Raw genomic sequence first — 21404 nt, 5'->3', positions numbered from 1 at the left:
GGAGCGCGCTATGACTTATCAGCTTAATTTTTCCGCACTGTTGCCGTTCTGGCCTGAGCTGCTGGCGGGGCTGTGGGTCACCATTGAGCTGACAGTAATGGCAACTCTCGGCGGCATCGCCATCGGTATCTGCGGTGCGGCCTTGCGTAGCGGCAAGCCCACCGTGCTGAGTCGGCTGTGGGGGATCTACGTCGAGCTGATCCGCAATACGCCGTTTGTGGTTCAGCTGTTCTTTATCGTCTTCGGCTTGCCGAGTTTGGGCTGGAAGCTGACGGCTGGGCAGGCTGCGCTGTTAGCAATGTTGATTAATCTTGGTGCGTACAGCACCGAGATTATCCGTGCGGGGATTCAGGTGACGCCAAAAGGCCAGTGGGAAGCCGCTCGTGTGCTGGGGCTGATGCGTGTGCAGACGTTTCTGCGCGTGATTCTGCCGCCTGCGCTCCAGCGGATTTATCCGGCGCTGGTCAGCCAGTGCATCATCGTCATGCTGGGATCGTCGGTGGTATCTCAGGTGTCCTACGAGGAACTGACGTTCGCCGCGAACCTGATTCAGTCCCGCACGTTTCTGAGCTTTGAAGTGTATCTGGCGACCACGCTGTGTTATCTCGTGCTGTCTGTTCTGATGCGGCAGCTCTTACTGCTGGCGGGGCGGCGTTTCTTAGGGATTCAGCAATGATGACATTTACCGACTGGGATATTGTGCGCAACCTGTTGCTGGCGGCGCGTTGGACGCTGCTATTGTCGCTGACGGCCTTCATCGGCGGTGCGCTGGTGACGTTTCCGCTCATGCTGCTGCGGCTGACTAAACGCAAATGGGCAACGCGCTTTGTCCATCTGTATTCTGAGCTATTTCAAGGCACACCGTTGCTGATGCAGCTGTTTCTCGCGTTTTTCGGACTGGCGCTGTTCGGTATTGATGTCAGCCCGTGGACGGCGGCGGCACTGGCGCTGACGCTATTCACCAGCGCTTTTCTGGTGGATATCTGGTGCGGTAGCGTGGAAGCCTTGCCGAAAGGGCAGTGGGAAGCCTCACGTTGCCTCGGGCTGGATTTCGGTCAGACGCTCTATCGGGTGATTGCGCCACAGGCGATGCGCATCGCTATCGCCCCCACGGTAGGGTTTTCCGTACAGGTGATTAAAGGCACCGCGCTGGCGTCGATCATCGGATTTATCGAGTTGACCAAAGCGGGAACGATGTTGAATAACGTGACCTATCAGCCGTTTAAAGTGTTTGGATTGGTGGCGCTGGGCTACTTCTTGATGTGCTATCCGCTCTCTTACTACAGCCGCTATCTGGAGAAGAAATTCAATGCCGCTCATCACCATTAATCAGGTTCAAAAATATTACGGCCAGAACCATGTCCTGAAAGGGGTGGATCTGGATATCGAAATGGGCGAGGTTATTTCGATCATCGGGCGTAGCGGTTCGGGTAAGAGTACGCTCCTGCGCTGCATGAACGGTCTGGAAGGCTATCAGGATGGCAGCATCAAACTGGGCGGAATGACGGTCACCGACAGGGATTCGCAGGCGCGGGAAATCAGCCGCTCGGTCGGCATGGTATTCCAGAACTTCAATCTGTTCCCGCACATGACGGCGCTGGAAAACGTGATGCTGGCACCGCGCCGCGTGCTGGGTAAAAGTGCGGCAGAGTGTCAGGCGTTGGGCGAACAGATGCTCAACAAGGTCGGGCTGGGCGAACGCCTTCATTATTATCCCGCCAATCTGTCGGGCGGTCAGCAGCAGCGTGTCGCGATTGCGCGTGCATTGGCGATGAACCCCAAAGTCCTGCTGTGCGATGAAATTACCTCGGCACTCGATCCTGAATTAGTCGGCGAAGTGCTGAAGGTGCTGGAACAGCTTGCCGCAGAAGGCATGACCCTGATTCTGGTCACGCATGAAATGAATTTTGCCCGTGAAGTGGGTGACCGCGTGGTGTTTATGCATCAGGGCACCGTCTGGGAGCAGGGCGACAGCAAAACGCTGTTTGCTAACCCTCAAACACCGGAATTGAAACAGTTTATCGCCTCGGTTCGGGGACTATCGGAAGCGTAATGACGCTTGTCGAATGTGTAAGTCGAAACAAAAGTTTGGAGCATATAACCATGAGCAGCAGCGAACTGTACGCGCAAATTAATCCCCCTCATCGCTTACTGATGGGGCCGGGGCCGATCAACGCCGATCCGCGCGTATTACGGGCAATGGCTAGCCAACTGGTTGGGCAGTATGACCCCGCGATGACCAATTACATGAATCAGGTCATGGCACTCTATCGTCAGCTTTTTCGCACGGAAAACCGCTGGACGATGCTGGTGGACGGCACCTCGCGTGCGGGGATCGAGGCGATTTTGCTGTCGGCGATCCGCCCCGGCGATAAAGTGCTGGTGCCGGTGTTTGGTCGTTTTGGTCATCTGCTGTGTGAGATTGCTCGCCGCTGCCGCGCTGAGGTTCATACCATCGACGTGCCGTGGGGTGAGGTGTTCTTGCCTGAGCAGATTGAAGAGGCGATTAAGGCAGTACGCCCACGTCTGTTGCTGACGGTGCAGGGTGATACCTCCACCACCATGCTGCAACCGCTGGAAGATCTGGGCGAGATTTGTCGTCGCCACGGCGTGTTGTTCTATACCGATGCCACGGCATCTTTCGGCGGTAATCCGCTGGAAACGGATAAATGGGGACTGGATGCGGTTTCCGCCGGGTTGCAGAAATGCCTCGGCGGACCATCTGGCAGTTCACCAATCACGCTCAGCCCGCAGATGGAGGCGGTGATCCGTCGCCGTAAATGCGTCGAACAAGGGATCAGAACCGACGCGCATCAGGACGGCGACGACGAGATGATCTATTCCAACTATTTCGATCTGGGCATGGTGATGGACTACTGGGGGCCGGAGCGCCTGAATCATCATACGGAGGCAACGAGCATGCTGTTTGCTGCGCGTGAGTGCGCGCGCGTGATCCTCGAAGAAGGGTTGGATCGTAGCATTACCCGCCATGCGCTGCATGGTAATGCGCTGGTAGCGGGTATTCAGGGAATGGGGCTGGAAACCTTTGGCGATCTTAACCACAAAATGAATAACGTGCTGGGTGTGGTGATTCCTGACGGCATTCACGGCGAGCAGGTGCGTAAGCTGCTGCTGGAAGATTTTGCCATTGAGATCGGCACCTCGTTTGGCCCGCTTCAGGGCAAGATCTGGCGCATCGGCACAATGGGCTACAACGCCCGTAAAGACTGTGTGATGCAAACGCTGACGGCGCTGGAGGCGGTGCTGAATCGACTTGGTTTCCACACCGTGCAGGGCGAGGCATTACAGGCTGCGTGGAACAGCTACGCGGCGAATGAGGAACATGCATGAGTGAACCTCTACTGTCCCACGCTGCTGCACAAGTTGCCGCTGAACAGATTATGTCGCGCTGCGATGCGCTGGCTGAAATTAGCGAAACACCCGGCCAGTTGACCCGTGTCTATCTGTCGCTGGAACACCTGCGTGCCAATGCGCAGGTGGGAGAATGGATGCGCGAAGCGGGCATGAATGTCTGGCAGGATAGCGTTGGCAACATTTGTGGCCGCTATGAAGGATTAACACCGGATGCGCCAGCGCTGCTGCTCGGTTCGCATCTGGATACGGTGCGCAATGCCGGACGGTATGACGGCATGCTGGGCGTATTGACGGCGATTGAAGTCGTGCGTGCCTTCCATCGGCAGGGGACGCGTTTGCCCGTGGCGCTGGAAATCATCGGTTTCGGCGATGAGGAAGGTACGCGTTTTGGTATTACCTTGTTGGGCAGTCGCGGTTTGACGGGCACCTGGCCGGAGAACTGGCTGGATTGTCAGGATGCAGAAGGCACCAGCGTGGCGCAGGCGTTGACCATTGCGGGGCTGGATCCGCTTGAGGTGGCGCTGGCGGCGCGTCCGGTCAGCGACATCGTCGCCTATCTGGAATTGCACATCGAACAAGGGCCGTGTCTGGAACAGCAGGATCTGGCGCTGGGCGTGGTCACTGCGATTAACGGGGCGCGACGGCTCAATTGCACGTTCCTTGGTCTGGCGGGGCATGCGGGTACGGTGCCGATGACGCAACGGCAGGATGCGCTGGCGGCGGCAGCCGACTGGATGGCGCAGGCCGAGCGGGCAACGCGGGAAAGCGATCCTCATTTGGTCGCGACGTTTGGCACGTTGCAGTGTTTACCGGGCGCGGCGAACGTGATCCCCGGTGAAGTGAAGATGACGCTGGATATTCGCGGGCCAGAGGATGCGCCGCTGGATGCGTTGTTACAAAAACTCCTGACGCTGGCACAGGCTATCGCGCACCAGCGCGGCTGCCAGTTCAGCGCGGAAGAGTATTATCGTATTGCGGCAACCCGCTGCGATCCTGCGTTACAGTCGGCATTAAACGAGGCGGTGATGCAGGTGCAGGGGAAAACGCTGATGCTGCCAAGCGGTGCAGGGCATGATGCCATCGCCATCGCCGAATGTTGGCCGGTAGCGATGTTATTTGTTCGTTGTCGCGGTGGGATCAGCCACCATCCAGACGAATCGGTTATCACGGCGGATGTGGCGCTGGCGTTAAGCGCGTTGGGAAATATGGTTGTGGCGTATGGGGGTAAATAAAAGACGAGCCTGGCAGGGCTCCTCCTCTCCTACTTGGTTTAATGCGTGGTGCGTGGGCTATCATACGATTTCGCCCTCCTCGGTGAGCGCTGCGGTATCGCTATCACGTTGAGATCGTTGTTTATCTCCATGCGAATGAGATAACGCAGCGCGCAGGGTTTACCGTAACGGTTAATGTGCGTTGTTGAGATTAGTGCTCATCGCAGAGTAACGGACGAAGAATTTCGAAGAGTTCGTCAATGTAAGCGTGTGTACCCACCAGAATGGGGGCGATCAGTAAGGTATCCCCCGTGGATTTAAGGTGCAGCCCGTGTTCAAAAAGTTTTTTTTGTAATCGATAACCGCGTTGTCCCGCTTTCTCTGCGGGACGTAGTTCGATCGCACCGAATAGGCCGAATCCGCGAATATCGCTAATGACGGGAATTCCCTGTAATTCAAATAGCTTATCCAGAAAATAGGGACTGAGCGCTTCACCTTTAGCGAAAACATTCTCTTCCTGATACAGCCGCAGCGTCGTGAGTGCCGCCGCACACGCCGCGGGATGAGCGCTCCAGGTATAGCCGTGAAAAAATTCAATCTCTTGCTCGTCCGCCGCATTAATAATCTGTTCGTAAATACGGGAATCGACGGCGACGGCGGCCATAGGCTGCGTGCCATTGGTGAGCGCTTTGGCGAGCGTGATGATGTCTGGTCTAATCGAAAATGTTTGGCTGGCAAAGGCGTTGCCAGTCCGGCCGAATCCACAAATGACTTCATCCATAATCAGCAGAATATCATAGCGATCGCACAGAAGCCGGATACGTTCCAGATAGCCTTTAGGTGGAATTAACACGCCTGTAGAACCCGCGATGGGTTCGATCACGCAGGCCGCGATATTTTCAGCACCATGTAACTCAACCAGGCGTTGCAGATCGTCCGCCAGGTAGTCGCCTTGCTCGGGTTGACCACGCTGATAACGGTTTTCCTCCAGCCAGGTATGACGCAGGTGAACAACCTGCGGCCAACTCCCAGCAAACTGTCTGCGATTGTTGGTTAGCCCGCTCAGCGCGACTCCGCCAAAATTCACGCCATGATAGGCACGTTCACGGGAAATAAACAGCGTGCGGGAACTCTGCTTACGGGCTCGTTGGTAGGCAAGCGCGATTTTTAGTGCGCTGTCAATTGCCTCGGAACCTGAGTTGACAAAAAATACACGATTAATCTGCGGAGGAAGCATCTTCGTCAGCTCTTTGGCTGTTTCAAACGCCAGAGGGTGCGTGCGATAAAAACTGGAACTGTAGTCTAGCGTTAACAATTGCTGATAAACCGCTTCGGCTATTTCACGGCGTCGGTGGCCTAATGCAGAAGTAAACAGGCCGGAAACGCCATCTAATATGCGGTTACCTTTATCATCCTGGTAGTAAAAGCCATACGCCTGTGTAAATAATTTGGGATCGTGACGAAAATCGTTATTTGGCGTAAAGGGAAGCCAGAAATTTTCATTCACGATACGACTACTGCTTTGTGATTTTTGGATCATGATACGTCGCCTTGAGGTAATGGGTTTTTTATTGTTTATCAGATGAATAATGAACCGTTCATGTCGCTTAATGTTATTGTTCACCCTGGTTTCGGTATGCGTGAATATCAGGTGAATCTTTTTTATATTGAGGCGAATTGCGAAAAATATGAATCATGTAGCCTGTGTAATTATCTGAGTATGGTGAGCTATTTTTGATAAGTACAAAATAAAAAATAGGGTTTGTAAAGTAGATGATGTTGTCAAAGTCAATATCGTGATTTCTTATTGATTATTTAAAATAACTTGAAGATCTTTTTCTGTGAAACTTATCGTTGTTATGGTGGTGCTTGTTGTTAATTCATTGTTTTTATTTATTAATTAATTTTTTCTCCTTCTGTTTTTTACGTTATTTTCTATATGTAGATGGTATTTTGTGGACGTTTTGTTTTTGTTGATGTGTGTTTTTTATATTTAATTTATATGTGTCTTGCAGTGAATGCTGTGTTTTTGTTAATTTTTTATTATTGATTTTTGTGTCTTGATTGAGTATTTTACTTCGTGTTTTAACAATTATTTAAATTATCGCGTTCGTGTGGTTGTCTAGATAAATAATAGATATGTTTATCGATAAATGGCATTTAAATACAGTGTCAGACAATGGTTAGGATGCATTATATATTCTTAACTCAATGGTGGCATTATGATCGGCTTTCTCCGCTATAGCATTATATTCATGGCATCGCTGGCATTTTCTGCTTCGGTCTATTCCGCAGATGTATTACGGATCGGTTATCAAAAGTCGGCAACGACACTGGTATTATTAAAAGACGAAGGTTCACTGGAAAATAGACTACGTTCACAAGGCATTTCGGTTAAGTGGACGGAATTTCCCGGTGGGCCTCAATTGCTTGAAGGACTCAATATTGGGGCGATTGATTTTGGTTTTACCGGGGAGACGCCCCCGGTATTTGCGCAGGCCGCAGGCGCGAATTTAGTCTATGTTGCCAATGAGCCTGCTTCCCCAGCGGCGGAGGCGATTTTAGTTCCTAAAGATTCGCCACTAAAATCGGTATCGCAGTTAAAAGGAAAGAAAGTCGCGTTAAATAAAGGATCTAACGTTCATTATTTACTCATAAGAGCATTGTATGACGCAGGGTTGCAATATAGCGATATTACCCCGGTTTATTTACCCCCTGCAGATGCGCGTGCGGCCTTTGAAAATGGCAGCGTTGATGCTTGGGTTATTTGGGATCCTTTCAGTGCCGCAGCGGAAAAGCAAATCGAGGCACGAGTGCTGCGTGATGGAAAAGGGATTGTGGATAATTATCAGTATTATCTGGCGACCCGTGATTTCGCAACTACACACCCAACAGTGATCACTGCGCTAATCGAAGAGATTCGCTTAATCGGCAAGCACGCGGAGAGTGACCCGCAAGCGGTTTCCCGGCAGATCGCCCCCCGCTTAGGGCTTTCTGAAGACATCACGCTATTGACCATTAAACGGCAGGGCTACGGTGCGCAATTCATTGTGCCAGAGGTGCTTTCTGGCCAGCAGGGCATTGCTGATACCTTCTTTGATTTGAAGCTGATTCCGAAAAAATTGGATGTTGGGCAAGCGGTGTGGAGCCCTCCTCAGCCATGATCTAGACGTTGTCGCGAATGGATTAAGGTTAGATGAAGAAAGCACGGGAACATCTTGTTAATCGGCACGAAAGGCGTTGAGCCTACTTATCACGAGAGGAAGACTAATGAGCCAGATGACGACGGTATTGAGTCCGCAAGAGTCGCGCCTGTTACAGACTGACACTGTAGCTCAGGCTGAAACGCGGAGTAGAACCGATGCCATATTGGAGACCATTCAGCAGGGAAAGCCTGTCATTGATGTCGAACGCGCTCGCTATTTCACGGAATCGATGCGAACGACGGAAGGGCAAGTGTTGATCTTACGCTGGGCTAAGGCGATGTATCATATTGCGCAGAATATCACGGTCTATATTGATGATGAGCAGTTGATCGCTGGGCGTGCTGGAAAACCCGGACGCTACGGCATTCTGTATCCGGAGCTCGATGGTGATTTTCTTGATGTCGCTATCAGCCAACTTCCCTTACGACAGGCGTCGCCTTTTATCATTGATGAAAAGGATAGCGAGGTTGTTCGGAAAGAGATTTCTCCCTATTGGCTAAATAAAACCTACCATGAGCATTTATCACAGGCTCTACCGGAAGAGACACTGCGGCTGACTTACGATCCTGAAGACCGTCTCACTTCGCGTTTTATCGTGAATGAAACCTCCTCTTTTCGTTCATCAATTCAGTGGGTGCACGATTACGAAAAGGTTCTTAAGCGGGGAATTAAGGGGATTCGGCAGGAGGCAGAGCAGCGTCTGGCACAACTTGACCCGTTTAATCCGTTGGATAGCACGGAGAAAGCACCGTTCCTTCAGGCGATCGTTATTGCATCGGACGCGATTGTCCTATGGGCTAAGCGCCATGCTAAGCATGCCAGAGCGTTGGCGGAGCAGGAGACACGTCCCCGACGGCGGCAGGAATTGTACGAGATTGCCGAACGCTGTGAATGGGTGCCGGAAAATCCGGCGCGTGATTTTCGTGATGCGTTACAGGCACAGTGGTTTACCCAGCTCTTTTCCCGTCTGGAACAGAAAACGGGCACCATTATTTCTAATGGACGCATGGATCAATACCTCTTTCCCTACTATCAACGGGATATTGAACGGGGCGTGTTGAACGATGAGCAAGCGTTGGAGTGGCTGTCGTGCATGTGGGTGGCGATGGCGCAGTTTGTTGACCTGTATATCTCCCCGACAGGCGGTGCGTTTAATGAAGGTTATGCACACTGGGAGGCGGTGACGATCGGTGGACAGACGCCAGAAGGGATGGATGCGACGAACGCCTTATCCCATCTGTTTTTACGTTCCAAGCGTGAGTTCCCCTTGCATTATCCTGATTTGGCCGCGCGTATCCATAATCGAACGCCGACACGTTTTCTTCACGACATCGCCGAGACCATTAAAGAGGGCACGGGCTTTCCTAAATTGATTAATGATGAGGAAGTCGTTCCCTTACTGCTGTCCAAAGGGGCTGAGTTTTCTCAAGCCTATGATTATGCCGTTTCCGGCTGCGCTGAATGTCGAATGCCCAATCGAGATACCTACACCAGTCCCTGTGCATACATCAATTTTCCTGCGGCATTGGAAATGACGCTCTATAACGGGCGGATGAAACGCTACGGCACTGAGTTACTGGGATTGGAGACGGGTGATCCGCGCGATTTCACCTCATGGGGGGATTTTTGGCAGGCGTATGTTCAACAGCATCATAATTTTCTGCGCCATGCTTTTATTCAGCAAAAAATCATTATCGATTTACGCGCTAAACATTTTGCCTGGCCGTTAGGCTCGGCCTTACACGATCTGTCTATGGCGGCCTGTAAAGATATTCATCAGCCGGATATTGAAGGCGGAATTGATTTAGGCTATTTCGAATTTATGGGTTATGGAACCGTCATTGATTCGCTTGCGGCGATAAAAAAATGGGTCTATGAAGAACGGCGCATCTCCATGTCTCAATTGCTGGAAGCGTTAGAGGATGATTTTGTGAATCATCAGGTGCTGCGAGCTTTGATGAACAGTGCGCCCAAGTACGGTAACAACGACCCTTATGCTGATAGTATTGGTAAAACGCTGGATAAAATTTGTCTGGAGTTTACCCGTAAGTACTCAAAAATACTCGGCGTACACCTCGATCTTCGTCTGGTGCCTTTCACTTCTCACGTACCGTTTGGCAAAGTGGTACATGCTACGCCGAACGGGCGTAAAGCCTGGATGCCTCTGTCGGATGGTTCTTCGGCATCGCAAGGGTGCGATGAGCAAGGGCCAACGGCGGTATTGCTGTCCAATTATCAAACCAAGAATTATCAGTTTAGCGAGCGTGCGGCTCGTTTGCTGAATATAAAATTTACGCCTTCCATCGTGGCGGGGGAGGAAGGAACCCGCAAACTGTGTGACCTCATTCGTTCCTGGTGTGACCTGAAATTATGGCACGTGCAGTTTAACGTCATTAATCGGGAAACATTACTGGCAGCCAAGGCCGACCCTGAACGCTACCGTGGATTGATTGTGCGTATTGCGGGTTACAGTGCCTATTTCACCGATCTCTCACCCGATTTGCAGGATGATCTGATAGCTCGAACCGGACATGAGATGTTTTAAAACGACGAGGGTTGTTGGAGAATGCCAGGGCTTAAGGTGATGACAAATTCGATGCCGTATCACGTAGAGCCGATCGCGGGCTGGGTATTTAATACCCAGCGTTACTCTCTACATGATGGGGTGGGGATCCGTACGGTGGTATTTCTGAAAGGCTGTCCATTACGCTGTGAATGGTGCAGTAATCCTGAATCCCAGTACCGAAAGCCGGAAATTGCTGCTGATGTGCAAAAATGTTTGGGGAAGACGGTTTGTGGCCTGTGTGAACAGACTTGTCAGGAAGCAGCACTGAGTTATACCTCAACGGGAGTCGTCAGTCTCAATCGTTCTCGCTGCTCAAACTGTCTGACGTGCGTTAGTCATTGCCCAACGCACGCGTTAAAAGGCTTTGGTGAAAGGATGACGGTCAATCAGGTACTGGATATTGTTGAGTCTGATGGGATTTTTTATCGACGGTCGGGAGGTGGATTAACACTCAGTGGCGGCGAGCCGTTGATGCAAGGGGCCTTTGCGTTAGCACTGTTGCGAGAGGCCAGAAGAAGACATATCAATACGCTGTTGGAAACCTGCGGCGATGGGAATTGGTCAGATTTATGTCAGATTGCAGACTACACCGACGCCATTTATTTTGATGTTAAGAGCTTGGATGAAGGGCGCCATCGTCAGTTTACCCAGCGTGGAAACCGCCGCATTCTGAATAATTTAGTACAGTTACGACGAACATTTCCGCATCTGCCCATTCATGTTCGCACGCCACTGATTCCCGAATTTAACGCAAGTTGGGAAGCGATCCGCGCGATTATTGATTTTATCCTGCCACTACCGCAGGTTAGCTATGAAATCTTGCCATACCACCGTTTAGGGCGGGACAAATATCGTTTGCTAGGGCGGGCGTATCTCCCCACAGAATCCAGCCTTAACCATGACGTTAGCGCTGATATCATTCAGCGAGCGAAAGCCCGCTGTGGCGAACGCTATGGCGTGCCGATTGGGTAGCGAGGGCTACCCAATATTTCAACATCCCTGATGAGAGACGCAGAGAAAACGCCTACAGCGTAAAGCGATCGGCATCGCGCCAGGCGGGGAAGGATTCCCGGTAGCTTTGCAACGCTTCCAGCGACAGTTCGGCGTCCAGACGGGCAGGCTGATTGGGGGCGGCAGAGGCCAGAACTTCCCCTTGCGCGTTAATAATCAGGCTATCGCCACGGTAGCTGTGGCCGTTGCCGTCAGTGCCGACGCGGTTGCAGCCCGCAACGTAGGCTTGATTCTCAATGGCGCGTGCTGCCAGCAGCGTCTGCCAGTGTGCCGCACGAGGCGCAGGCCAGTTGGCGACATACAGCGCCAGATCGTAATCCTGTCGATTGCGTGACCATACGGGGAAACGCAGGTCGTAGCAGATCATCGGGCAGATGCGCCAGCCGCGCCATTCAAGGGTGACTCGCTCTGTTCCTGCCTGATAGTGGTGATGTTCATCCGCCATGCGGAACAGGTGACGTTTATCGTAGTGATATACCTCGCCGTGTGGATCGACCAGCAGGAACCGATTCACCGCGCCTTTGGGCGTGTTCATGGCGACGCTGCCGCCGATCAGCGCATTGGTCTTCCGCGCCCACTGGTGCAGCCACGCCTCGACGACTGATTGATCCAGACTGCCTCTGGCGGCTTCCATCGCAAAGCCGGTGGTGAACATCTCCGGTAGGACAATCACATCAAGCCCTACCATCTCCGCCAGTAAGGTATCGAAGTGGCGCAGATTGGCTTCCCCATCGCGCCAGACTAATGGCTGTTGCAGCAATGAAATCTTTAAAGTCGACATAAACGCTCCGCAGCGGCATCCAACGTCGCTTCCTGTTTAGCAAAGCATAGTCGAATCAGCGTATGTGGGAACGGATCGGCGCAAAAGACGGACAACGGAATGGCGGCTACACCAACGTGTTCGGTCAGCCAGCGGCAGAAGCTGACATCGTCCAGTGCGGAAACCGCCCGATAGTCTGCTAGCAGGAAGTAGGTGCCTTCGCAGGGTAGAATCTCGAAACGGCTGCCTGCCAGCGCCTTGATAAAGCGATCGCGCTTGGCACGGTAAAAATCGGGTAGTTCGCGCCAGTGTTGCGGCTGTTCACGCAACATATCGGCGATGGCGAACTGCGCAGGCGTGTTCACGGAGAACGTCAGATACTGGTGAACCTTACGGACTTCCGCACTCAATGCGGCTGGCGCGACGCAGTAACCGACTTTCCAGCCAGTCATGTGGAACGTTTTGCCAAACGATGAAACGGCGATAGCGCGTTGACGCAGTGACGGGTGTGCCAGCACGCTGGCGTGTCCTTCACTGTCGAAACAGATGTGTTCGTAGACTTCATCACTCAGCACAAAGATATTACGTGCGGCAATTGCCTGCCACAGTTGCTCAAAATCGGCCTTCTGCCAGACGATAGCGGACGGGTTGTGCGGTGTATTCAGGATGACCAAACGAGTACGGTCGCTCAGCACATCGGCAAAATGTGACCAATCCACGCGAAACGCTGGTGGTTGTAAGGCGATGCGTTTGAGTTCGCCGCCAGCCAGTGTGACGGCAGGTGCGTAGCTGTCATAGCTGGGATCGAAACAAATCACTTCGTCGCCGGGGCGCACCAGCGCCGCAATGGCGGCAAACAGCGCTTCGGTTGCCCCTGCGGTAACCGTCACTTCGCTATCGGCATCCGGTCGCCAGCCGTACAGCTCTTCGGTTTTTTCGGCAATCACCTGACGCAGAGGTGCAACACCGGTCATCGGCGCATATTGGTTTGCGCCCTGACTGACGTGATACGCCAGCCGCTGTTGTAAATAATCTGGGCCGTCAAAATCAGGGAAACCTTGTGATAGATTGATGGCCTGATGCTGTTGGGCCAGTGCGCTCATCTGGGTAAAGATGGTGGTACCCAGCGAAGGCAGTTTACTGTCGGGGATCAGAGCGGCGCTCATAGCGGGGGGGAACTCCTGCAAGCCTGTATTGCTTGGTAATATAACATGCTGTTAGTATTTGGCAATCAAGACGCTTGGACGTTTAAACGGCTAAATGCTTTTATGTACTAAGACATAACGAAAGCGTCTAAATCTCCAAAAGGTATCCAGAAAAAGTTGTTAGAAAAATGGACCAAAAACGGGAAGCCTCATGACTGAAAATCAACAATTGACGGCGCTGCTTGCGGCTTGCCACTGGATAGGCGAGAAGGGCTGGTGTCCGGCAACGGGCGGCAATATGTCCGTGCGCCTTGACGAATCGCAGTGCCTGATTACCGAATCGGGTAAAGACAAGGGCAGCCTTCAGGCAGAGGATTTCCTGTTGGTGGACATTGCGACTAACCATGTGCCGAGCGGCCGCACGCCGTCGGCGGAAACCGGGCTGCATACGCTGCTGTACCGCAGTGAACCGACGATTGGTGCGGTGCTGCACACGCATTCGGTGAACGCCACGGTGCTGTCTCGGGTAGAGAAGAGCGCTGAACTGGTGTTGCACGGTTATGAGATGCAAAAGTCGCTGGCGGGGCAAACTACCCATTTGGATCGTGTGGCGATCCCGATTTTCGATAACGATCAGGATATTCCGGCGCTGGCGCAGCGGGTAGCCGAATTCGCCAGTTGCACGCCTCTTCGTTACGGTTTTCTGGTGCGCGGCCACGGCCTTTACTGCTGGGGCGCGACGGTGAAAGAAGCACGTCGTCATCTGGAAGGACTAGAGTTCTTGTTCCAATGTGAATTGCAGCGTCGACTATTGGAGGCGAAAGCATGATTAACGCGATCGTGACCGACATTGAAGGCACCACCAGCGACATCCGTTTTGTTCACAGCGTATTGTTCCCTTATGCGCGTGAACGACTGGCCGATACGGTGCGGCAGCATGGTAGCGATCCAGAGATCGCGCAGGCGTTGGACGCGCTGCGTCAGGAATTAGGTCAGCCAGATGCAGATAGCGAAGCGTTGATCGCCGCGCTGAATCAGTTTATGGATGAAGATCGTAAATCCACCGCGCTGAAACAGCTGCAAGGCATTATCTGGCGTGCGGGCTACCGTAACGGCGATTTTCAGGGGCATCTGTACCCTGACGTGGCCGCGCAACTCGCCGCATGGCAGCAACTGGGTTTGCGCCTGTATGTGTACTCGTCAGGGTCGGTAGAAGCGCAGCAGTTGCTGTTCGGCTATAGCAACGCGGGTGACCTGCGTCCGCTGTTCAGCGACTATTTTGATACTCGCGTCGGTGCGAAGCGGGAGATCGGCTCTTATCGCACGATTGCGCAAGCCATCGGGCTACCTGCTGAGCAACTGTTGTTCCTGTCGGACATTCGTCAGGAGCTGGATGCCGCGCAGGAAGCCGGTTGGCACACCCGCCAGCTTATCCGTGATGATGCGGATAGCGTAAGCCGTCACCGTCAGGTGGCACGTTTTGACCAGATCGACTTACCGGAGTACGCCCAATGAGTGGATTAACCATTTTTAGCGACAGCGATGCAAGCCAGCCGATTTGGCAAAGTCAGGATGCTGAGGCGATTCAGAAACAGCTGAACGAGATCGGCGTGCGTTTTGAGCGCTGGGAAGCCAGCCAGAAACTGAGCGACGCGCCATCGTCTGAAGAAGTGCTGGCGGCTTACCAGCATGAAATCGATAAGCTGGTGGTAGAAAAAGGCTATCAGAGCTGGGACGTGATCAGCATGCGGTCGGATAACCCACAGCGTGCGGAACTCCGCACCAAGTTTTTATCCGAGCATGTCCACCATGAAGATGAAGTGCGCTTTTTCGTCGAAGGCGCGGGACTGTTCTGCCTGCACCTGAACGGTAAGATTTACCAGATTCTGTGTGAGAAAAATGATCTGCTGTCCGTACCCGCAGGCACGGCGCACTGGTTTGATATGGGACCGGAACCACACTTCACTGCTATCCGCCTGTTCGATAACCCAGAAGGGTGGATCGCGCATTTCACTGGCGATAAAATCGCGGATGCATATCCGAAATTGGAGCGCTAGTTCGTAGGGCGTTATGCCCTTATTCCACGGAAGAAAATGGTTTATCAATAGTCTAAGAACAGGGTAGATGCCCTGTTCTTATCTTAGATGATGATTGAATTTTTTAATTCACTATCTAATTTAATTTCAGTGAAATTATTTCAATGTCAATCAATGGGCTTGCTTCGTTTTAGTTCTTTTTTTGTTCTATTGGTTCTGCGAACATTTTGTTATTCTTTACGCGTATTTTTTTAAAAGGAATAGCGTCAAGGATGCCACATGGAACGTTTTCATTACTCACACCGCTTCACCCCTGCGATTCCTTTGTCTCCCACGACGTGAACACCCCGAATCTTTGCTCAACTTAAATGTTTTGCGCTTTTCAGAGACGCGTGGCGTGCGGTCGCCATGATAACCGAACAAGAATAATAAGGAGAAAGCAGGTGGCAAACAGTACAGGATTACAGTTCACCGTAAAGGTCGGTGCGTTAGAGGCAGGCACCTTTGCGGTGGTGGATTTCAGGCTGGATGAGGGACTAAACCGGCCTTTCAGCCTGGCGCTAAGTCTGGCGAGCGCGTTGCCGGATGTGGATTTTGGCGCGGTGCTGGATCAGCCGTGCGAGCTGATGATTTGGTATGAAGGTGAACTGAAGCGCCGGGTCAGCGGGATTGTCAGTGGCTTCACGCAGGGTGACACTGGATTCCGGCGCACGCGCTATCAGATGGAAGTCCGCCCAGCCCTGTGGCGGCTGGGGCTGCGCACCAACGCCCGTATCTTTCAGGCGCAGAAGCCGGAAGCGATTATCGGTGCGCTGCTGGAAGAAGCGGGCATTACCGACTACGCCTTTGCGCTGCGTAACGAGCACGCGGTGCGCGAATACTGTGTGCAGTATCGGGAAGGCGATTTGGCGTTTATCACCCGGCTGGCCGCGGAGGAAGGGATGTATTTCTTCCACGAATACGAAGAGGGCAAACACCGGGTAGTGTTTGCCGACGATGCGGGGGCGCTGACCAAAGGCCCCGAGCTGTTCTTCAATCTGGCGACACAGGGGCTGAGTGAAGGCGAATATGTTCGCCGTTTCCACTACGCGGAGCGGGTGAGCACATCGGACGTCGAGTTGAAGGACTACAGCTTTAAGACGCCGGCTTACGGGCTGTCGCACAAGAAGATGAGCGGCGAGCTGGCGCACCAGCGCGAAAGTTACCAGCACTACGACTATCCGGGGCGTTATAAGCACGACCCGAGCGGCAAGGCGTTCAGTGGCTACCGGCTGGATGCACTGCGCTCAGGGGCGGTGACGAGCGAAGGGGAATCCAACTGCGCAGGGCTGATGCCCGGCAACACCTTTACCCTGACGGAGCACCCGAATACGACGCTGAATGCGGTGTGGCAGACGGTGAGTGTGACGCACGTCGGGCAGCAGCCGCAGGCGCTGGAAGAAGAAAGCGGCGGTGAACCGACGACGATGAGCAACAGCTTTGCAGTGGTGAAAGGCACGACGACGTGGCGCGCGGCCATGCTCTACAAGCCGATGGTGGACGGCCCGCAAATCGCGACGGTGGTTGGCCCGGCGGGGGAAGAAATTTACTGCGACCAGTATGGTCGGGTAAAACTGCAATTCCCGTGGGATCGCTATGGTGCGAGCAATGACCAGAGCTCGTGCTGGGTGCGCGTCAGTCAGGGTTGGGCAGGCGGCCAGTACGGCATGATTGCCATCCCGCGTATCGGTCATGAAGTGATCGTCAGCTTCCTTGAAGGCGATCCGGATCAGCCGATTGTGACCGGGCGTACTTTCCACGCGACCAACCGTCCTCCTTACGACCTGCCAGCCCACAAGACGCGAACCGTACTGCGCACGGAGACACATCAGGGAGAAGGCTTCAACGAGCTGCGCTTTGAAGATCAGGCCGGACAGGAGGAGATTTACCTTCACGGTCAGAAGGATCTCAACGCGCTGATTGAAAATGACGTCGTCTGGCACATCAAACACGACGCGCACACCGATATTGATAATGAGCGAGTCACCCGCATCAAAGCCAACGATCACCTGACGGTCGAGAACGAGAAGCGTGACCATATTAAAGGGGAGCACTCGCTGACCGTTGATGCCTCAATGCACCAGAAATTGGGTCAGGCCTTGCTGGTTGAAGCCGGGCAAGAGATTCATCTGAAATCCGACAACAAGATAGTGCTGGAAGCCGGGGCTGAACTGACGCTCAAGGTGGGGGGCAGCTTCGTGAAGATTGACCCTAGTGGCGTGACGCTGGTCGGCCCCAGCATCAAGATGAATTCAGGCGGCAGCCCGGGCTTTGGCTCTGGCTGGGCGGGCCACATGCCCACCTTGCCGGGGGCGGTTGAGGTGATTGCTCCACCCAAATTGCCCAAAATGCCGCCTCTTGAAAAACCGGTCTGTATTCCCTGTCTGCTGCGTGCCATGGCGCAGGGCGATGCGTTGATACAGGGAGAATAAGATGCTACCCGAATCAATCTGGCACCAGGGTGCCTGTATCGTACTACTGGAAGGGGCTTATCTCACCGCCGAACAGCGTGAACGGCTGAGTGAAAGGCCGTTTTTGCCGCTCTATTTTCATGATGATTTGTTTGAACTGATTAATCTCGGCTCCTGGCTCTGGCAGTGTCCGCAACAGGAAGAAAGATTACTGACTACGCTTGTTCAGCAGGGGCATGTGGTTGGCCTACTTGATAGCGGCCAACCTCTTAGCGACTTGCAAAAGCAGTTGGCTTTGGGAGTGAGGGTGATTGAGCCTGAAGGGCAATTTAGCCAACTGCTGCGATTCTATACCCCCCACGCGCTGCCTCTGCTTGTCGAACAACACGATGCCCCGTGGTTCGGTGGGCTTTTTGGGGGAGTCGAGCGCTGGTGGTTGCGAGAATGCGACGGCAGTTGGCAAGAATTAAACTTATCTATCCCTCCAGTTGAACCCGTTCCGGTGAAACTGACACCTGAGTTATACCGGGCGTTGCAAGGTTCACCTGATGAACATCGCGTACTGGCCCTTTGGCAAGAGGGAGAGCGCTGTGGGCATTTCCCGGCCTGTGAAAGGATGAGTATGGTTCGCAAGGCGCTGAGAAAAGCCGATCAGGCCGGCGCGATAGAGGCTCAAAGACGGTTGTGGGCATTAGCCTATCTGGAAGGTGGACGTCAGGCTTTGGAAGAACAAAAGGGACGAACATGAGCGCGGCAAGTGGTTTGACGAGAGCGATCTCGGGGCTGATCACGGCGATATGGCAGATATTACCGCGCTGGGGGCGGTGGGTAGCAAGCATTTTGCTGGTGCTCTGGCTAGGCTGGACGTTCCTGATACAGGAGCGGCATGGCGGGGCATCAATCGTTGTTCATTCGGTGATCGACCGTCCCATCAGTTACGTTTATGTCAACGGTAATATGGGTAGTAATACCTTTGCGTTTGATGGATTTCATGCTGGGGGAGGGGGAAGTGCTGGCCCCTATCGGATAGATGGAGATACGGTCAAAATAGATTGGGAACTGGATATGACCGAAGAGCAGGAAAAAGCTGGACTCCAATTTGAAAAGCATACTATCACCTTACCTATGCCTAAACGAGAGAAAGGCCAGAATGGTTTCTGTGTGCTGATGTTACCTGATAATAAACCGATGGTAAGGTGGGCTGAAAGCTGTGTCGTTGAAATGGATAGTATCGTCGATACCTATAGAACAAGGAGATAAATAAAGTGGATTGGGATGATATGGAATGTCTCGTTGCGCGTGAAGAGAGCCGTCATCAGGCGGGCATGACGACTACTCAGCCAGTAATAAGGGCATTGAACCAGCAAGAACAAAAGGGACGAACATGAGCGCGGCAAGTGGTTTGACGAGAGCGATCTCGGGGCTGATCACGGCGATATGGCAGATATTGCCGCGCTGGGGGCGGTGGGTAGCAAGCATTTTGCTGGTGCTCTGGCTAGGCTGGACGTTCCTGATACAGGAGCGGCATGGCGGTGCGTCATTGGTTGTGATGTCAGTAATGGATCGACCCATTGGTTATGCCTATGTCAATGGGAATATGGGGGGAAACACAGATGCATTTGACGGACGGAATGCGGGAGGGAAAACCGCAGGCCCCTACCGTATAGATGGGGATACGGCCAATATTAAATGGCTACTGAGTACAACCCTAAAGCAACAAGAAGAACAGGGATTTCGTCCAGAGAAAAATAGCATCATCCTGCCGATGCCGAAGCGTGAGAAGGGGCAAGATGATTTTTGTGTACTGTTCTTGCCAGATAACAAGCCGATGATACGTTGGGCCTATCGCTGTCACCTTGATATGCAGGATGTAATAAACACTTATCGGACGAGGAAATTGTGATGGTTGATTGGGATGATATGGAATGTCGTGTTGTGCGTGAAGAGAGTCGTCATCAGGCAGGGTTAGGTACCTGCTCACTAGCGTTACAGATAGGCTTCTTCTTCGATGGTCTGAAACGAAATATCAATGTGGATGAAGAGAGCCAGCGTCTGACTAATGTAGGGCGCTTGTTTCGTGCTCATCAAGAAAGAAGAACGTCGGAGATTGGTTCGTCATATGTTTATTCTGCGGTCTACGTTCCAGGATTAGGTACCACGCTTGATGATACAGCCACTGAGCGCTTACATAGCATTATGGATGCCAGACAGAAGGCACTGCCCGAGGATTATACCGATGCGCTGGTTGAACAGGGAAAAGAAACGGCGGTAGATACCGTTAAAGGCGTTTTCAAAGGCGACTGGAGTCAGGTGCTCTCCAATAAGCTGGACGACCTGCGCACCATGAAGAGTGGCCTCGATGCTGCCGCGTCCGCAGCCAAAACGGCGGCAACCCGCGCTTTGCTCGAAGCTGCCGAGCCTATTCGTGATAACCCGATAGTGGCCGAGTTGCTAATGACTGGCGTCGATGCGCGGGTGGATTCAGCAAAGAACCAATTCAAGCTGAACGTGGCGGATGTAAAAAAAATCAACCAACTGCCCATCAAACTGATCCAGATTTCGGTGTTCGGTGCCGATCTAGGGGCTGCGTTGGCTCGGCGCTTTATCGACGAACTGCTGGAGTCGGTCTGTACCAAAGTGGAAAACGAATACCGTTATGAGGACAGTAAAGTTGAGGTCATTTTTGCTGGCTTGTTCGACTGCACGCGCCGCAGCTCGCTGGACATGGGGGATACCGTGGCAACCGTCTCTGACGGGGCCGGACTGGTTGCCCGGCACCCTGTTGTTGGTATGATCACCACGGCTTTTGGCGCGAAAGTGATTGAGTTCGACAAGCCTCTCCACACCGCGGTCAAAAACGCCCTGCACCTGATAGCGGCGCACGAGCGGCGCGAATCCCGCCCTCTGTTGCCCTTAGGACCGCTCAAATCAGGCTGGCGTGAAGTGCTCTGTCCCGGTATCAGTGAAGACGTGACAGGAGGACTGTTACCTAACGAACAGCGCCCCAGCGCCGAGCTGTGTCGGGTGCCGTTGCGACAGATGTTCGAAACGGCGCGCAGGGCGCAGGTGCCTTTTCCCAACTTTAAAACGCTTAATCAGAAAGACCCTTACGTGGCAAGCTACTTCATCATGCAGGATAGTCGGCAGGGCTACTCGGCGAAGGCATACAGTGAGTTCTACAGCGAATGGGTGGGGAAAATGAACCCGACACCGGAAGCGTTCGAGCTGCACATGATCCACTATTGCGTTTGGCTGGGGGAAAAACTGCATGATTACAAGATACTTCGCCAAAACGCGACAGGCAGTGATCGGGAGGAACTGAACGCGCAGTGGGGCTGGCTGAAGCAGGTCGAGTACGATGCGGATAATGTGCGGAGAAGCCGAGGACTACGCCGGCAGATGTATCAGGGGGCTGATTTGGTAAAGTTCTTTAATGAAACTAAGCGGGTGCCTCATGAGGCGGATATTTTCTTCAATTATTTTATGCACGACTTTGCGTCAGAGGAACTCAAGTTCGCTACGCTGAACGATCAGGCGGGTACGATGTTGAGGAACAATAATTTCTTCGTCCCACGTGGAATAGAGGTCGTCGCTGCCGATGATGAAGCTGCCGCATGATCGTTGCAACAAGACTGACTATTTAG

At 53.0% G+C, this 21404-nt stretch carries 19 protein-coding genes; 16 read left to right on the top strand and 3 right to left on the bottom strand.

Features of this window, described 5'->3' with window-relative positions; genetic code table 11:
- Nucleotides 1-10 precede the first annotated feature (10 nt).
- From AACH44_RS15735 to hpxK, 5 genes are read left to right on the top strand one after another with little or no spacing between them, the layout of a single operon-like run.
- A complete protein-coding gene (locus AACH44_RS15735) occupies nucleotides 11-676 on the top strand; it encodes an amino acid ABC transporter permease (RefSeq protein WP_261848737.1) in 666 nt (221 codons plus the stop codon).
- Nucleotides 676-1329: an amino acid ABC transporter permease gene (locus AACH44_RS15730; protein WP_011094998.1), complete on the top strand. Its 654-nt coding sequence runs from the start codon at nucleotides 676-678 to the stop codon at nucleotides 1327-1329. Before AACH44_RS15735 ends, AACH44_RS15730 begins: the two co-directional genes overlap by 1 nt.
- Nucleotides 1310-2053 (top strand): amino acid ABC transporter ATP-binding protein, encoded by a 744-nt coding sequence (locus tag AACH44_RS15725; protein WP_258882929.1) that lies wholly within the window; start codon nucleotides 1310-1312, stop codon nucleotides 2051-2053. The genes AACH44_RS15730 and AACH44_RS15725 overlap by 20 nt, the downstream gene beginning before the upstream one ends.
- Before the next feature lie 50 nt (nucleotides 2054-2103).
- Nucleotides 2104-3351, top strand: a complete 1248-nt coding sequence (locus tag AACH44_RS15720; RefSeq protein ID WP_261848738.1) for a pyridoxal-phosphate-dependent aminotransferase family protein — start codon at nucleotides 2104-2106, stop codon at nucleotides 3349-3351.
- Nucleotides 3348-4607: an allantoate amidohydrolase gene (gene hpxK, locus AACH44_RS15715; protein ID WP_261848739.1), complete on the top strand. Its 1260-nt coding sequence runs from the start codon at nucleotides 3348-3350 to the stop codon at nucleotides 4605-4607. The genes AACH44_RS15720 and hpxK overlap by 4 nt, the downstream gene beginning before the upstream one ends.
- Nucleotides 4608-4797: 190 nt before the next feature.
- Here hpxK and AACH44_RS15710 read toward each other — a convergent pair whose 3' ends face one another.
- Nucleotides 4798-6126, bottom strand: coding sequence for an aminotransferase class III-fold pyridoxal phosphate-dependent enzyme (locus tag AACH44_RS15710; protein ID WP_261848740.1), 1329 nt, complete (start codon nucleotides 6124-6126; stop codon nucleotides 4798-4800).
- Nucleotides 6127-6808: 682 nt separating this feature from the next.
- Here AACH44_RS15710 and AACH44_RS15705 point away from each other — a divergent pair.
- From AACH44_RS15705 to AACH44_RS15695, 3 genes are all read left to right on the top strand, one after another.
- Nucleotides 6809-7750, top strand: a complete 942-nt coding sequence (locus AACH44_RS15705) for a sulfonate ABC transporter substrate-binding protein (protein WP_261848741.1) — start codon at nucleotides 6809-6811, stop codon at nucleotides 7748-7750.
- Nucleotides 7751-7856: 106 nt separating this feature from the next.
- Nucleotides 7857-10337, top strand: coding sequence for a (2S)-3-sulfopropanediol dehydratase (gene hpsG / locus AACH44_RS15700; protein WP_261848742.1), 2481 nt, complete (start codon nucleotides 7857-7859; stop codon nucleotides 10335-10337).
- A gap of 39 nt (nucleotides 10338-10376) precedes the next feature.
- A complete protein-coding gene (locus tag AACH44_RS15695) occupies nucleotides 10377-11330 on the top strand; it encodes a glycyl-radical enzyme activating protein (protein ID WP_261848743.1) in 954 nt (317 codons plus the stop codon).
- A 52-nt stretch (nucleotides 11331-11382) separates the two neighbouring features.
- On the opposite strand, the gene AACH44_RS15690 is transcribed toward AACH44_RS15695, so the two are convergent.
- Both AACH44_RS15690 and AACH44_RS15685 read right to left on the bottom strand, forming a co-directional pair.
- A complete protein-coding gene (locus AACH44_RS15690; protein ID WP_261848744.1) occupies nucleotides 11383-12150 on the bottom strand; it encodes an amidohydrolase in 768 nt (255 codons plus the stop codon).
- The gene (locus AACH44_RS15685) at nucleotides 12138-13295 is read right to left on the bottom strand and encodes a pyridoxal phosphate-dependent aminotransferase (RefSeq protein WP_261848745.1); all 1158 of its coding nucleotides are present in this window, start codon (nucleotides 13293-13295) and stop codon (nucleotides 12138-12140) included. Before AACH44_RS15685 ends, AACH44_RS15690 begins: the two co-directional genes overlap by 13 nt.
- Before the next feature lie 190 nt (nucleotides 13296-13485).
- Between AACH44_RS15685 and AACH44_RS15680 the strand changes: the two genes are divergently transcribed.
- The 8 genes from AACH44_RS15680 (at nucleotide 13486) to AACH44_RS15645 (ending at nucleotide 21378) form a co-directional block, all read left to right on the top strand.
- A complete protein-coding gene (locus tag AACH44_RS15680) occupies nucleotides 13486-14103 on the top strand; it encodes a methylthioribulose 1-phosphate dehydratase (RefSeq protein ID WP_261848746.1) in 618 nt (205 codons plus the stop codon).
- On the top strand, nucleotides 14100-14789 hold the full coding sequence (mtnC, locus tag AACH44_RS15675; RefSeq protein WP_261848747.1) for an acireductone synthase: 690 nt from the start codon (nucleotides 14100-14102) through the stop codon (nucleotides 14787-14789). Before AACH44_RS15680 ends, mtnC begins: the two co-directional genes overlap by 4 nt.
- Entirely contained in the window at nucleotides 14786-15331 is a 546-nt protein-coding gene (locus tag AACH44_RS15670; RefSeq protein ID WP_261848748.1) for a 1,2-dihydroxy-3-keto-5-methylthiopentene dioxygenase, read from the top strand. Before mtnC ends, AACH44_RS15670 begins: the two co-directional genes overlap by 4 nt.
- A 422-nt stretch (nucleotides 15332-15753) precedes the next feature.
- Complete coding sequence (locus AACH44_RS15665; protein WP_261848749.1) at nucleotides 15754-17781, top strand: type VI secretion system tip protein VgrG; 2028 nt, start codon at nucleotides 15754-15756, stop codon at nucleotides 17779-17781.
- 1 nt (nucleotide 17782) lies between these two features.
- Nucleotides 17783-18508, top strand: a complete 726-nt coding sequence (locus tag AACH44_RS15660) for a DUF4123 domain-containing protein (RefSeq protein ID WP_261848750.1) — start codon at nucleotides 17783-17785, stop codon at nucleotides 18506-18508.
- A complete protein-coding gene (locus AACH44_RS15655) occupies nucleotides 18505-19020 on the top strand; it encodes a hypothetical protein (RefSeq protein ID WP_261848751.1) in 516 nt (171 codons plus the stop codon). Before AACH44_RS15660 ends, AACH44_RS15655 begins: the two co-directional genes overlap by 4 nt.
- A 124-nt stretch (nucleotides 19021-19144) precedes the next feature.
- Nucleotides 19145-19663, top strand: a complete 519-nt coding sequence (locus AACH44_RS15650) for a hypothetical protein (RefSeq protein ID WP_261848752.1) — start codon at nucleotides 19145-19147, stop codon at nucleotides 19661-19663.
- On the top strand, nucleotides 19663-21378 hold the full coding sequence (locus AACH44_RS15645) for a DUF2235 domain-containing protein (protein WP_261848753.1): 1716 nt from the start codon (nucleotides 19663-19665) through the stop codon (nucleotides 21376-21378). Before AACH44_RS15650 ends, AACH44_RS15645 begins: the two co-directional genes overlap by 1 nt.
- Nucleotides 21379-21404 lie beyond the last annotated feature (26 nt).

Origin of the sequence: Pectobacterium araliae (assembly GCF_037076465.1) — a bacterium.
In the GTDB taxonomy this organism is placed as follows: domain Bacteria; phylum Pseudomonadota; class Gammaproteobacteria; order Enterobacterales; family Enterobacteriaceae; genus Pectobacterium; species Pectobacterium araliae.
This window is presented reverse-complemented; position numbering and strand designations above follow the sequence as displayed.